The sequence below is a fragment of the Marinicauda sp. Alg238-R41 genome, assembly GCF_947331485.1.
Classification (GTDB): domain Bacteria; phylum Pseudomonadota; class Alphaproteobacteria; order Caulobacterales; family Maricaulaceae; genus Marinicauda; species Marinicauda pacifica.
This window is the reverse complement of sequence record NZ_CAMZOJ010000003.1, coordinates 236,294-250,155: the sequence shown is the minus strand read 5'-3', so window position 1 is coordinate 250,155 and position 13,862 is coordinate 236,294. Positions and strand designations below refer to the sequence as shown.

Annotated in this window: 12 protein-coding genes; 2 read left to right on the top strand and 10 right to left on the bottom strand. The window is 64.2% G+C overall.

Features of this window, described 5'->3' with window-relative positions:
* Positions 1–24 precede the first annotated feature (24 nt).
* Together gltX and gltA are read left to right on the top strand one after the other, a co-directional pair.
* Entirely contained in the window at positions 25–1,464 is a 1,440-nt protein-coding gene (gltX, locus tag PGP17_RS13170; protein WP_442915161.1) for a glutamate--tRNA ligase, read from the top strand.
* A gap of 74 nt (positions 1,465–1,538) precedes the next feature.
* On the top strand, positions 1,539–2,843 hold the full coding sequence (gene gltA / locus PGP17_RS13165; protein ID WP_270375809.1) for a citrate synthase: 1,305 nt from the start codon (positions 1,539–1,541) through the stop codon (positions 2,841–2,843).
* A 37-nt stretch (positions 2,844–2,880) separates the two neighbouring features.
* On the opposite strand, the gene lpxB is transcribed toward gltA, so the two are convergent.
* From lpxB to uppS, 10 genes are read right to left on the bottom strand one after another with little or no spacing between them, the layout of a single operon-like run.
* Complete coding sequence (gene lpxB / locus PGP17_RS13160; protein ID WP_270375807.1) at positions 2,881–4,065, bottom strand: lipid-A-disaccharide synthase; 1,185 nt, start codon at positions 4,063–4,065, stop codon at positions 2,881–2,883.
* Complete coding sequence (locus tag PGP17_RS13155; RefSeq protein ID WP_270375806.1) at positions 4,062–4,913, bottom strand: LpxI family protein; 852 nt, start codon at positions 4,911–4,913, stop codon at positions 4,062–4,064. The genes lpxB and PGP17_RS13155 overlap by 4 nt, the downstream gene beginning before the upstream one ends.
* Before the next feature lie 3 nt (positions 4,914–4,916).
* Positions 4,917–5,708: an acyl-ACP--UDP-N-acetylglucosamine O-acyltransferase gene (lpxA, locus tag PGP17_RS13150; RefSeq protein ID WP_135943651.1), complete on the bottom strand. Its 792-nt coding sequence runs from the start codon at positions 5,706–5,708 to the stop codon at positions 4,917–4,919.
* Between the two features lie 59 nt (positions 5,709–5,767).
* Positions 5,768–6,796, bottom strand: coding sequence for a UDP-3-O-(3-hydroxymyristoyl)glucosamine N-acyltransferase (lpxD, locus tag PGP17_RS13145; RefSeq protein ID WP_270375805.1), 1,029 nt, complete (start codon positions 6,794–6,796; stop codon positions 5,768–5,770).
* A 9-nt stretch (positions 6,797–6,805) separates the two neighbouring features.
* Positions 6,806–7,429, bottom strand: coding sequence for an OmpH family outer membrane protein (locus PGP17_RS13140; protein WP_135943649.1), 624 nt, complete (start codon positions 7,427–7,429; stop codon positions 6,806–6,808).
* 4 nt (positions 7,430–7,433) lie between these two features.
* Positions 7,434–9,827 carry an outer membrane protein assembly factor BamA gene (gene bamA / locus PGP17_RS13135; RefSeq protein ID WP_270375804.1) on the bottom strand — a complete coding sequence of 798 codons (2,394 nt, stop codon included), beginning with the start codon at positions 9,825–9,827 and terminating at the stop codon, positions 7,434–7,436.
* A 34-nt stretch (positions 9,828–9,861) separates the two neighbouring features.
* Positions 9,862–11,067 (bottom strand): M50 family metallopeptidase, encoded by a 1,206-nt coding sequence (locus PGP17_RS13130; RefSeq protein ID WP_135943647.1) that lies wholly within the window; start codon positions 11,065–11,067, stop codon positions 9,862–9,864.
* 42 nt (positions 11,068–11,109) lie between these two features.
* Positions 11,110–12,291 (bottom strand): 1-deoxy-D-xylulose-5-phosphate reductoisomerase, encoded by a 1,182-nt coding sequence (gene dxr, locus PGP17_RS13125; RefSeq protein WP_270375803.1) that lies wholly within the window; start codon positions 12,289–12,291, stop codon positions 11,110–11,112.
* Positions 12,291–13,127 (bottom strand): phosphatidate cytidylyltransferase, encoded by an 837-nt coding sequence (locus PGP17_RS13120; protein WP_270375802.1) that lies wholly within the window; start codon positions 13,125–13,127, stop codon positions 12,291–12,293. Before PGP17_RS13120 ends, dxr begins: the two co-directional genes overlap by 1 nt.
* Positions 13,114–13,854 carry a polyprenyl diphosphate synthase gene (gene uppS, locus PGP17_RS13115; RefSeq protein WP_135943644.1) on the bottom strand — a complete coding sequence of 247 codons (741 nt, stop codon included), beginning with the start codon at positions 13,852–13,854 and terminating at the stop codon, positions 13,114–13,116. The genes PGP17_RS13120 and uppS overlap by 14 nt, the downstream gene beginning before the upstream one ends.
* Positions 13,855–13,862 lie beyond the last annotated feature (8 nt).

Below are 13,862 nucleotides of genomic sequence, written 5' to 3'. Positions count from 1 at the left end.
TCTCTTTTTGAGGCCGGCGTGCTAATGATCGCGCCCACCTCGCAGCGCAGCAAGATTTCGCACGTGCAGAATTCAACTCAGGTCATTACCCGTTTCGCCCCCTCGCCCACCGGCTTTCTCCACATTGGCGGGGCGCGCACCGCATTGTTCTGTTCCTTGTTTGCCCGCCACCACGGCGGCCAGTTCAAACTGAGGATCGAGGACACGGACCGCGCCCGGTCTACCGACGAAGCCGTCGAGGCCATTCTGGAAGGGCTTACCTGGCTGGGCCTGAACTGGGACGGAGACGTCGTTTCCCAGTTCGAGCGCGCAGACCGCCACCGTGCCGTGGCGACCGAGCTGCTGCAGACTGGCAAGGCATTCAAGTGTTACTGCACGCCCGAAGAGGTCGAGAGCTTGCGGGAGACGGCCTTCGCGGAAGGCCGGGCCCTGCGCTCTCCCTGGCGCGACCGCGATCCGTCGGAGGCGCCTGACGGGGCCGCCTTCGTTGTTCGCTTTCGCGCACCGGAGGACGGCGTCGAGATCGAGGATGCCGTCCAGGGCGATGTCAGCTGGGCCGCCAAGGAGTTCGACGATCTCATCCTTCTGCGCAATGATGGCGGGCCGACCTACAATCTCGCGGTTGTGGTCGATGACCACGATATGGGCGTGACGCATATCATCCGCGGCGACGACCACCTGACCAATGCCGCGCGCCAGACGCAAATCTACCAGGCGCTGGGCTGGGATGTGCCGGTTTTCGCGCATATCCCACTCATCCACGGTCCAGACGGCAAGAAGCTCTCCAAGCGTCACGGCGCACTCGGCGTCGAAGCCTACAGGGACATGGGCTATCTGCCCGAGGGCCTGCGCAACTATCTGCTTCGCCTGGGCTGGGCCAAGGGTGACCAGGAACTCTTCACCGACGAGGAGATGGTCGAGGCCTTCGATCTCGACGGATTGAACAAGGCTCCCGCCCGGCTCGACTTCGACAAGATGGCCAGCGTGAACGCCTTTCACATGAAGCGGGCTGACGATGCGCGCCTGGCCGATCTGTTCTGGGATGCTATCGCGGGGCGTGAAGACCTGCGTACCGATGACACGGCACGCGCCTGGGTCTTCAAGGCCATGGGCACGATCAAGGATCGCGCCAAGACGCTGGCCGAGATCGAGGATCAGACCGCGTTTCTCTTGCGCCCGCGTCCCTTCAAGCTTGAAGGAAAGCAGGCCAAGGCGCTGAACGACGAGGCACGCGAGCGCCTGTCCCGGCTGCGCGATGTTCTCGCCGGCCAGGCCGACTGGAGTGAAGCGGGGCTGGACGCCCGTCTGAAGAGCTTTGCCGAGGAAGAAGCGGTCGGATTCGGCAAGGTCGGCATGCCGCTGCGCGCTGCAGTGACCGGTGGAGCACCGGCGCCGGATATGAGTTTCGTGCTTGCCGTCCTGGGACGCGAGGAGACGCTGTCCAGGCTCGACGATCAGCTATAGAAAACCACGCCCTTCAAACCTATCTGAAGGGCCAATCGCCGCAACAAACTGCGCCAGAAAAAGGGGTTGGAGAGATGGAAAACAAAGCCAAGGAAAAAGGCACTGCCCAGCTGACGATTAACGGGAAGACGATCGACCTGCCGATTTTGGGCGGTACCGTCGGTCCGGACGTCATCGATATTCGTACGTTGTACAAAAATGCCGGGGTTTTCACCTTCGATCCGGGCTTCACCTCCACAGCGAGCTGCGAAAGCCAGATCACCTATATCGACGGCGGCGAAGGCACCCTGCTCTACCGGGGTTATCCGATCGATCAGCTGGCCGACAATGCGAGCTTCGTCGAGGTGGCCTATCTCCTGCTGAACGGCGAACTGCCGACCGCCCAACAGCTTGAAGACTTCGACTGGACGATCCGCCGGCACACCATGCTGCACGATCAGATCGACCAGTTCTTCCGCGGCTTCCGCCGCGACGCGCACCCGATGGCGATCATGGTTGGCACGGTCGGCGCCCTAGCGGCCTTCTACCACGACAGCACCGATGTGAACGATCCTGAAGCCCGCATGATCAGCGCGCACCGCATGATCGCGAAGATGCCGACGATTGCGGCACGCGCCTACAAATACTCGGTCGGCCAGCCCTTCATCTCGCCGCGCAACGACCTCGACTACGCCTCCAACTTCCTGCGCATGTGCTTTGCGGTCCCGGCCGAGGACTACGAGCCCTCGCCGACGCTGGCCCGGGCGATGGACAAAATCTTCACGCTGCACGCCGATCACGAGCAGAACGCCTCGACCTCGACCGTCCGGCTCGCCGGCTCCTCGGGGGCCAATCCGTTTGCCTGTATCGCCGCCGGTATCGCCTCGCTCTGGGGGCCCGCTCACGGCGGTGCCAACGAAGCGGCGCTCAACATGCTTCGCGAGATCGGGTCGGTCGACCAGATTCCCGAATACGTGAAGCGCGCCAAGGACAAGGACGACCCGTTCCGCCTGATGGGCTTCGGTCACCGCGTCTACAAGAACTACGATCCGCGCGCCAAGGTGATGCGCGAGACCTGCCACGCCGTGCTCGACGAGCTCGGCGTGAAGAACGATCCGCTCCTCGCCGTGGCCATGGAGCTTGAGAAGATCGCGTTGGAGGACGACTACTTCGTCGAGAAGAAGCTGTATCCCAATATCGACTTCTATTCGGGCATCACCCTGAAGGCGATGGGCTTCCCGACCGAAATGTTCACCGTGCTGTTCGCTCTGGCCCGGACCACCGGCTGGATCGCGCAATGGTCGGAGATGATCGAGGATCCGAGCCAGAAAATCGGCCGTCCCCGTCAAGTCTTCACCGGCGAAACCGCCCGCGACTACGTGCCGATTACCAAGCGCTAGGCGGCGCTTTCTGACCACAGAGAAGAACCGGCGGCTTTCAGGCCGCCGGTTTTTTTCTCGTCTCGATCAGATCGAGGATTATCCGCGCCGCCCTCTCGCCGGGCGACCCGCCGCCGCCCCGCATGAGCTGTGTCTGGGCGACCAGTCGACGCGATAGCTCTGCGCGGCGCTCAGGCGACTCAAGCAGCTCGATAAGCGCCGGGGCCAGCTCGGCCGGCCGGCAGCGCGTCTGGACGAATTCCGGGATCAGCATCTCGTCCGCCGCGATATTGACCAGGCTGATATATTTCGACCGCATCAGCACGAAGCGGGCCAGCGCCCAGCTGGCCCAGCCGAGGCGATAGGCCGCCAGCGTGGGCACTCCCAGAGACGCAAGCTCGAGCGTCACGGTCCCCGAGCAGGCCAGAGCCAGGTCGGCCGCGGAAAACGCGTCCTCCCGGTCCTCCTCCGCAGCGATGACCGCATCCTGCATGCGTTCGTCGCCGGCCATCCGGTCTCGCACACCTTGCGCAATCGAGTCAGACAGCACGGTAAGGACGCGCACCCGGGGACGGTCCTTGCGCACACGCGCCACGGTCTCTGCAAAGGGCTCGTAGAGCCGTTCCAGCTCGCTCCGCCGGCTGCCGAACAGAACCAGCAGCACCGGCTCGTCCTCCGCCAGCCCGTATTTCTTCCGGAAGGCCGCGCCGTCACCGGGCTTCATCCGCTCGAGGGCCGGATTGCCAACGAACGTCGTCGGCAGGCCGGCCGGCTCGAAATAGTCGGGATCGACCGGATGAATGCCCAGAAGATGATCCACGGTTCTGGCCAGCACCTTCGCGCGCCCCGGCCGCGTGGCGAAGACTTGAGGCCCGACATACTTGATCCGGAGCGTATCCGGGGCGTGCTCGGTCAGCTTCCAGGCCGCGCGTAACATGAAACCCCAGGAGTCGATCAGAATGGCGGCATCCGCCTCGAATTCCTTCGCCGCCAAGGCGGTTTCTTCTGCTCTTTCATGAACTAGCTTCAATATCTTGAAGCCGTCAAACATCCCCAGAACCGAAAGGTCTGCCGTATCGACCTGAGAGTTTATCCCTTCCCGGGCGAGCGCTTTTCCGCCCACTCCGGCGACCGCGACGTCGGGCCGGAGCTGGCGTAGATGGCGGACGAGATCGGCCGCCAGCAGGTCACCTGACGGCTCTGCAGCCACAACGAAGATTCGCGGCGGACCGGAGCGGCTCATGGCGTCTCGACCTCGTCGCTCGGCAGGACGACCACGAACAGGCCCGCCTCGTCGGCCGCACGTGCGACGTCGTCCGGGTTGATGATCAGCGCCCCACCCTCAATCACCGCGATCCCCGCGAGCCCCGCCTGCGCGGCCCCAATGACGGTGGATACGCCGATCACGGGCAGGTCGACGCGCAACTCCTGCGTGGGTTTGGGGCGCTTGGCCAGCACGCCCCGGCGCGCCCCGGCCTGGCCGCGAATATTCGAAGGCAGCGTCGCGACCCGCGCGAGCATCTCGTCCGTGCCTTCCTGGGCTTCGACTGCCAGGACCAGTCCGCCGCAGACGACTGCGCCCTGCCCGATATCGAGCGAGCCGGTTGCCGCGGCGATTTCCAGGGCCTTGAGCGCGTCCTCTCGATCAGCCTCGCTCAGCGCGAGCCGCCCCAAAGGACCTTCGACCGCAAGCAATCCACCGGTGAGTTCCTGAGCTCCAACCACGGTGAAACCGGCTTCTTCGAAGGCGCCGACGATGGTTCGCAGAAGAGCATCGTCTCCGCGCGTCGCCGCCGAAAGCACGCGCGGCAGCAGCTTTACGCCCGCCCAATCGGGCTTGAGCGCCGAGAAATCCGGCCGCTTGACGACCCCGGCAAGGCATACCGCGTCGCAGCCCGCTTCGCGAAGGTCAGAAATCGCATGCCCGAACTGGGCGATCGTTCGCACGGTCGCCCCGGGGAAGTCAGCCGGGTCGGCGAACCCCTGAAGCGCGATGACGCAACCAAGACGCTCGTCCTGCGAGCAGGCCTTCGCGATGGCCTTGGGCAGGCCACCCCCACCGGCAATCAGTCCGAGCCGGTGCCACATCATGGCCTAGCGCTGTTCCGGTCCGCAGAGCGGACGCGCAGAGGGCGACTGGATGAAATCGATGATCTCCATCACTTCCTTGCGCTCCCCGAACAGACGGGCCGCATCCTCGACCCGCTCGGTGAACTTGCCTTCGGTGGCGAATATCATCCGGTAGGCGGCGCGCAGGTCGTGGATCAGGTCCCGGCTGAAGCCGCGGCGTTTCAAGCCGACCAGGTTCAGTCCGGCGAGCCAGCCCAGATTGTCTACCATGCCGTACGGAATGACTTCGCCGGTCACCGCGGCTCCGCCGCCAATAAAGGCGTAGCGCCCGACGCGGCATCGCTGGTGGATGGCGGAAAGCCCGCCCAGGATACAGTAATCGCCGACGCTGACTTCTCCGCCCAGGGTCGCGTTATTGGCAAACCACACATTATTGCCGACCCGGCAGTCGTGCGCGATGTGGGCGCCGACCATGAAGTAGCCGTCGTGACCAAGCTGTGTCAGGCCGCCGCCCGCCTCGGTTCCCATATGAGCGGTACAATGCTCGCGGAAGGTATTACGGTCCCCGATTACCAGTCGCACATCCCCGCCCTTGAACTTGAAGTCCTGGGGCGCGCCGCCGATCACCGCGAACGGGTAGAAGACGCAGTCCTCGCCCACCTCGGTGCGTCCCTCGATCACCACGTGGGCGTGCAGCTTCACCCGGTCTTTCAGGGTGACGTCGGGGCCCACGACGCAGAATGGGCCGATTTCGACATCGCTGCCCAGCTGTGCCTTCGGATCCACAACGGCGGTGGGGTGGATGGTTGCGCTCATAATGTCTCCGGCAATCGGAAGATGGGGACCGGCTGGGTAGGCGCGTGGCCCGCCCGTGTCTAGGAGGTCTTGCTTCGTCGCTTGCGCGCGCGCTCGCTTTCCCGTCGGATCCAGGCGGTTTCACGCATGAAGTTGCGGATCGGCTGGGCTGGCGACCCCGCCCAGGTCTCCCCGGCCGGGACATCGCGCATGATCGCGCAGTCGGCCGCCAGGCGCGCCTGGTCGCCGACCTCAAGGTGATCGGCAACACCGACCCGGCCGCCGAACTGGACGCCGCGCCCGATGCGCACGCTGCCGGAGACGCCCGCGAAGGCAGCCATCACCGAGTATTCGCCGACCACGACATTGTGGGCGATGTGGGAGAGGTTATCGACGCGCACACCCTTCTTCAGATGCGTGTCGTCGAACATGCCGCGGTCGATCGTGACGTTGGCGCCAAGGGTGATTTCGTCGTCCAGAATGACCCGCCCGACATGAGGCAGGGTCAGCATTTCACCATTCTCGTAAGCGAGCCCGAACCCGGTCTCGCCCAGAATTGCTCCGGCCGAAATGTCACACCGCTCCCCGATGAGCGAGAAGCCGATCGCGGCGCGCGCACCGATCCGCGTGGATGCGCCGATTTCGACGCCCGGTCCGATAACCGCGCCCGCCCCGATCCGCGCATCCGCACCGATCCGCGCCCCTGGTCCGATGATGCAGCCCGGCGACAACCGGGCGGAGCCGTCGATCTCGGCATCGGCGCTGATCAGCGATTCGCCGAGATGTTCCCTGGGCCGGATGAGGTGACGTGTCGCCCGCGCCAGCGCCGCACGCGGGCTGGAGGTCACCACGGCACTATTGCCCGCACTCGCCAGACGCTCCGCGACAAGCGGGTCGGAAACAAGGATGACGGCATCGCTCGCCTGGACCGCATCGGCGGCTTTCGGATCGGTCAGGAAAAACAGATCGCCGCGACCGGCCTTGGCCGGTGCGGCGATCTGATGAACCTCACGCCCACCCTCGCCGACGAGTTCACCGCCGGCGAGCGAGGCAATGTCGTCAGCCGAAAGCGGGCCGAGAAGCTCGTAGAACCGCGTATCGACTGCCATGTTCGGGACCTACTGGTCTTCGGTCATCTGCACTTCGCCGGCCTCGTTGACCGACAGGCGCACACGATTGACCGGCGTCGTGGTCATCCGCGAGTTCAGGCGCTGGATGGCCGCGTCGGAAATATCGACCGCTTCCGTGGCGAAAACCAGGTTGGCGCGATCGATCAGGATGTCGGCGCCGCGCTCGTTGACGATTTCCTGCAGGATTTCCTCAAGCGCTTCCATCACCGGCACCATGGCACGGCGCTGTGTGACCTGCAGTTCACGCTGGCGAACCTGGCGGGTCTGCTCGAAGCGCTGCGCTTCGACTTGCAGCGCCTGGAAGCGCTGGGCGAGGTCGGGACGCTGCTGGATGGCGTCTTCGGTCAGCGAGGAGGTCTCGGTGTTGAGCGCTTCGCTCTCGCTCTGGATCTGCTCGCGAATGGGGGTGAGCTCGGCCGCAATCTCGTTGCCGATCTGCTCCACGCGGGTGGCGATATGCTGGCCGACCGCGCTCTCGGCGAGAATACGCTGCTCGTTCATGACCAGCACGTTTTGCGCTGACGCCGCGCCGGCCAGACCGCCAGCCAGAGCGAGCGAAGCAAGCAGCAGGCGCGCGGGCGTGCTGAGAAGTTTGGAGAAGGTACGCAGCATTGGACTAGAACCCTGTTCTTGTACTGAAGCGGAAGAATTCGGAGCGATCGTAGGTTTCTTTCACGAGCGCCTCTGCGAAGTCGAATCGGACCGGACCGAAGGGCGAATCCCAGAAGATCGACACGCCTGCGGACACGCGCGGTTCAAGGCGGTCCACGGTGTAGGCCGCGGTCCCGCCGAGATCTTCGATCTGATCTTCGTCAGGAAGAAGGCCAAGCGTGCCCACTTCCGTGAAAATGCTGCCGCGGATGCCGTATTGTTCGGGCAGACCAAGCGGGAAAGCGAGTTCCGCTGCGCCGATGGCATAGAAGTTACCGCCCAGCGCATCCCCGGACGCAAGTTCGTCCGTGCCGGTCTGGCGCTGAACGACGCGCGGCCCGATACCGGCCGTTTCAAAGCCGCGGAATGAATTGCCGCCCTTGAAGAAGCGGTCATTGATCCGCGCCGTATCGCCGCCCCAGGAGAGCAGAAGCCCCGTCTCACCGGTAACGGAGAAGACGATATCGTCCCGGAAAACGTTTCGGTAGATGCCCGCCTGAAGTTCCGATCGGACGTATCGCACATCGCCGCCGAACCCGGCCATGTCCTGATTGAAGGCGACACGGAAGCCATTGGTCGGCTCATTCCTGTTATCGACGCGATCCCAGGACACCGAATAGCCAAGCAGCGATGTGAGACGCGCGCCCTCCGCGCGGAGAATGGATGGCGACACACCGCCAAAGGTATTCACCTCGTCATTACGCAGCGTGTAGTTCACGCTGCCCGATACCGAGCGCGTCAGAGGGAATCCGGCACGAAGCGAAAACCCGGTCGACTGGGTTTCGAATGAGGCTTCCTGCGAGAAATCGGTCCTGACCTGGAAGATATCGATACCCGCCGCGAGATTGCGGTCCAGGAAGCGAGGCTCGGTGAAGCGGATATCGATCTGCTGACGGCGCGAGCTGGCCGAAACCCGCAGGCGCAGGAACTGCCCGCGGCCTCGGAGATTGCGCTCGGAGATCGAGAAATCGACCAGGAAGGAATCTGTGGAGGAGAAGCCCGCCCCGAAGGCGAGTTCACCGGTCGGCTGTTCGGTTACGTTGACGCGCACCTGTGCGCGGTCGGCCGTGCTGCCCTGGATCGGCTCGACTTCGACCTCTTCGAAAAAGCCCAGCGAGCGGACGCGGTTGCGCGAATAGTCGAGCAGCGCCTGGTTGAAGGCATCGCCTTCCACGATCTGCAACTCGCGCCGGATCACGCGGTCGAGCGTGCGCGTATTGCCGACAATGTCGATGCGCTCGATATAGACGCGCGGCGTCTCGTTGATGACGTACTCGATATCGACCGTTTGATCTTCCCGGTTGGTCGTGACGCGCGGGCGAATGTCCACGAAGGCGTAACCGGCTGCACCGGCCGCGAAGGTCAGCGTGTCGATCGACTCCTCGATCTGACTGCCGACATAGAGCTGGTCGGGCTGGGTCGCGACGATGCGGGCCAGATATTCCTCGTCAAGGTCCGCGATTTCGGTGGAGACGCTGATCTCGCCGAAATTGTAGCGTTCGCCCTCATCCATGGTGAAGGTGATGAAGAAGTCTTCCTGGTCCGGCGTCAGCTCGGCAATCGCGGAGACGACCCGGAAATCGGCAAAGCCACGGTCGTTGTAAAACGACCGGAGTTGTTCGCGGTCATATTCCAGGCGATCGGGGTCGTAATTGTCGTTCGAGCTGAAGAAACGCCACCAGCGTGCTTCGCGCGTCACGATCTCGCCGCGCAGCTCGGAATCGCTGAATGCGCGGTTGCCCACCAGGTTGATGCGGCGAACGCCAGTAACCGGGCCTTCGGAAATCTCGAAGACCAGGTCCAGGCGGTTCTGCGGGAGCTCGACGATCTTTGGCGTCACCTGCGCCGCGAAGCGGCCCGACCGGCGGTAGACTTCGAGAATGCGCTGAACGTCGGACTGGGCGCGCGCTCGGGTGAAGATGGCGCGCGGTTGAATTTCGATCTCGTCGGTAATCTTGTCGTCGGCGATCGCGCGATTGCCCTCCAGGATCACCCGGTTCACGATCGGGTTCTCTTCCACATACAGAACCAGCGTGGGGCCATCGATCGCCACGCGGACGTCTGAAAACAGGCCGGTCTGGAACAGGGTCTGGATGGAGAGGTTGATCAGGCGGGGCTCCGGCACGTCACCGGGCTGAATCAACAGATAGGACAGGATCGTATCCGCTTCGACGCGGCGATTGCCCTCCACCAGGATTTGCAGGATTTGCTGGCGGTCCTGCTCGGCGCTCTGGGCCTGAGTGGCAACCGGGACGTCGGTCTCGGTCAGCGCCGGCGTCGATTCCTGGGCCTGCGCGCCGGAGGCGAGCAGGAACACGGACGCGAATGCTGCGCCAAGACCATTGAAATATTTCAACATAAGCGTCTTCCGGTCCCTCACCCGACGCGATCGATCAAGAAAACAAATCGCGCAAATAACTGATGTCGTTCCAGGTCGCTACAAGCATCATCCCAAGCAAGAGGGCAAGCCCCAACCGGAAACCGGTCATCTGGATCGCCTGACTGGGAGGACGCTTCGCAACGGCTTCGTAGGCGTAATACAGCAGGTGGCCGCCGTCGAGTACCGGAATGGGCAGGAGATTCATCAATCCCAGCGCCACGGAAAGAAGCGCGGAAAGCCCGAGCAGCCCCCCGGCAAGTCTGACCAGACGGTCGGCACCGCTCGGACCTGCCCCTTCAACCTGGGCTGTCCCATTCGCGTCGACGGCCATGTTGGCGATCTGTCCGGCCGTCGTGGCGATGCCGATCGGACCGTTGAGATACTCGGTCGAAGCGCGTCCCGTGATCAGCCTGCCCATGTAGTCAAGAATCTGGCCAACAGTTTCGGCGGTCTGTCTCACGCCATAGATCGGCGCTTCCAGCACGGAATAGCGTTGTGTCGTGACCTGCGCCTCGGGCGACAGGCTGACGCCCAAAACACCGCGCGCGCGTTGCCCGCCCAGAGGGTCGTCGAGAACCCGTCGCTCAGGTGTTGCGATCAGCGTCCGGCGTTCGCCGTCACGTTCGATCACGATTTCCAGCGGTTCGCCGGCGCGCATGAACACGGCCTGCGTCACGTCGAAGAAGCCTTCGACGCGCCGGCCCTCAATCGACACGATCAGGTCGCCCGGTTCGAACCCGGCTTCGGCCGCTGGTGACTCCTCGAGCACCGTGCCGACCAGAGGCTCCATGCGGACTTCACCGCGCATCATGCCGAGCGCGGCAAAGACCAGGATTGCCAGGAGGAAATTCGCAATGGGTCCGGCGGCGACGATCAGGGCGCGTTGCCAGACCGGCTTGAAATGAAAGACCTGATCGGCGCACTCATGGTCGCTGCGCAGCCGGTCCAGAGTCTCGGCATCCGACGCGCTGGCGGCGTTCTCATCGCCCAGAAACCGCACATAGCCACCCAGCGGCAGGGCCGCGATCCGCCAGTCCGTCCCTTTCTTGTCGGTCCAGGACACCAGCGTCGGGCCGAATCCGATGGAGAAGACCTCTGCGTGAACGCCAAAGCGGCGCCCGACCCAGAAATGGCCCAGCTCGTGGATCACCACCACGAAGGAGATCACGGCCACGAAGGCGATCAGGCTCAACAGGCCGGAAGAGAGTGTCTCGAACATTCAGTTTTCCCTCACCTATCGCCTTGCGGCGCGGAGAGCCCCCTACTCCGCAGCCTGAAGACCGATCTGGCGGCGCGTTTCCTCGCGGGCCGCAGTATCAATCTCGAACACGTCCTCGAACGAGGAAACCGGATGCCCGCTGAACGGGCTGTGAACCAGCCAGTCGAGAGCGTCAGAAACCCGGGCGGCAATGTCAAGAAAGCCGATCTGACCGTTCAGGAAAGCCTCAACGGCAATCTCGTTCGCCGCATTGAGCAGAATGCAGGCCGCCTGCCCTTCTTCCATCGCCTGCCGGGCAAGGCTCAGGGCCGGAAACCGGTCCTCATCTGGAGCCTGAAACGTCAGCCTGCCAAGGGCCGCGAGGTCGAGCCGCTCGACCGAAGTCGCCAGGCGCTCAGGCCACGCCAGCGCGTGCGCGATCGGGATTCGCATGTCCGGCGACCCCATCTGGGCCAGAAGTCCGCTGTCCACGTATTCGACCAGCCCGTGCACGATGGATTCCGGATGGACCAGCACATCGACGCGCGCAGGCGGGAGATCGAACAGGTGGCAGGCTTCGATGATTTCGAGCCCCTTGTTCATCATGGTCGCGGAATCTATGGAGATTTTCGCGCCCATCGACCAGGTCGGGTGCGCCAGCGCGTCCTCCCGGCTCGCCCGCGCCATTGCGTCGCGGCTGGATTGGCGGAACGGGCCGCCCGAAGCGGTCAGGATGATCCGCCGAACCTGATCCATCGATTGGCCGGCAAGGGCCTGGAAGATGGCGTTGTGTTCGGAATCCACTGGCAACAGGCACGTGCCCGCCTCTGCGGCCGTGCGCATGAACAACGTCCCTGCGCATACGAGGGCTTCCTTGTTGGCGAAGGCAACCGTCTTGCCGCGGCGTACCGCTTCAAGCGTCGGTGGCAGGCCTGCAGCCCCCACGATGGCGGCCATCGTCCAGTCCGCGTCAAGGGCCGCCGCCTCGCACAGAGCCTTGGCGCCCGCCCCGGTCTCGATCCCGGTACCTGCGAGTGCCGCCTTCAACGCCCCATGAAGGCGTTCGTCACCGATCGCGACGAAACGCGGACGAAACTCTCGCGCCTGCGCGCACAAGGCGTCGAGATTACTGTGCGCCGTCAGGGCGGTCACCGAATACTGGCCCTCCGGCGCGCGCCTTAGAAGGTCAAGCGTCGCCTGTCCGACCGAGCCCGTCGATCCGAGAATGGTCACCTGGCGTGTCATCACAGTGTGCCCACAGGCCAGACTTGGGGAGCCATCAGCATCAATCCTCCTGCCACGAGCGTGGCAAGCATCAAGGCATCGACCCGGTCCAGGACACCGCCATGGCCGGGGATGACGGAGCCGGCATCCTTAACCCCAAAACGCCGCTTGGCCAACGACATCACCAGATCGCCCAGCACCGCCGCGAGTGCGATGGGCAGCGCGACAAGGGCGGCATGTCCGGCGCCGAGTTCAAAACTCACCGCCAGAAGCGTCCCCCCGGCCACGCCGAAGATCAGGCCGGCGACCAGACCCGACCAGGTCTTGTTGGGACTTGCCACCGGCAGAAGCTTGGGGCCGCCAAGCCACGTGCCCGCGACATACGCGAAGGTATCCGCGCTCCAGACCACGGCCAGCAGATAAAGCACGCTGATCAGCCCGGTCTCGGGCTGCGAGCGCATTGCGACGAGAAGCGCCGTACTTGCCGCCACGTAGAGCACTCCGAGCAGCGAGATCGTCGCTCCGCCTCGGGGTCTGCGGTCCATGAAGACACCGACCGATCCGGCGAGAATCCAGAAAGCCGCCCAGACCGGCGTACCTTGCGCGGCCAGCAGAGCCGCACCCACCGCCGTGCCTGTCGCGGTCGCGAAGGCGCGTGGCCGAGCGGTGGCATCGGACATGCGAATCCACTCCCACGCCATCGCGGCGGAGAAGGCGGCAATAAAGATCGAGAAGGCCTGTCCGCCCGCGATCACGCATGCGAGCGCGACCGGTGCCAGAATCAGTGCCGACAGGATGCGTTTGAGCAGAACGGGATCGCGGGCTTTCGAGGCCGCCTGCGGGTCAGACTGGGTCATTCAGTTTCACGGCGCCAAACCGCCTGTCGCGCGATGCATACTGGGCAAGGCAATCGGCAAGTATACTCTTGTCGAAATCGGGCCAGAGCGTCTCGATGAACACGTATTCTGCGTAAGCGGCCTGCCACAGGAGAAAATTCGAGGTCCGCTGCTCGCCGCTGGTGCGGATGACCAGATCGACATCGGGAAGGTCTGCCGTATCCAGAAACCGGCCGAAGCCGGCCTCGTCGAGATTTGCGGGATCCAGCTCGCCGGCCGCTGCGGCGGCGGCCATCTTGCGCGCGGCTCTGACCAGCTCGTCCCGGCTGCCGTAATTGAATGCGATCGCGAGATGGAACCGGTCATTATGCCGGGTCTGCGCCTCGGCATTTTCCACGATCTGCTGGATGTCGTCGTTCAGATTGTCCCGGCGTCCGAGGATGCGCACGCGCACCCCTTCGGCGTCCAGCTTGTCGAGGTCGGCCTGGACGAAGCGGCGCAGGAGATCGAACAGCGCGTCGATCTCCTCGGCGGGCCGGCGCCAGTTCTCGGTCGAGAATCCGAACAGCGTCAGATGAGTGAGGCCCAGCTCCCCGGCGGCACGCACGGCCCGGCGCACGGCCTCGACGCCCGCCCGGTGACCGAAAGCGCGCGGACGGCCCCGTTTGGCCGCCCAGCGTCCATTGCCATCCATGACGATGGCGACGTGGCGCGGAAGCGGCTCTGGGGCTTGCGTGTGCGCAGCCATGACTGCCT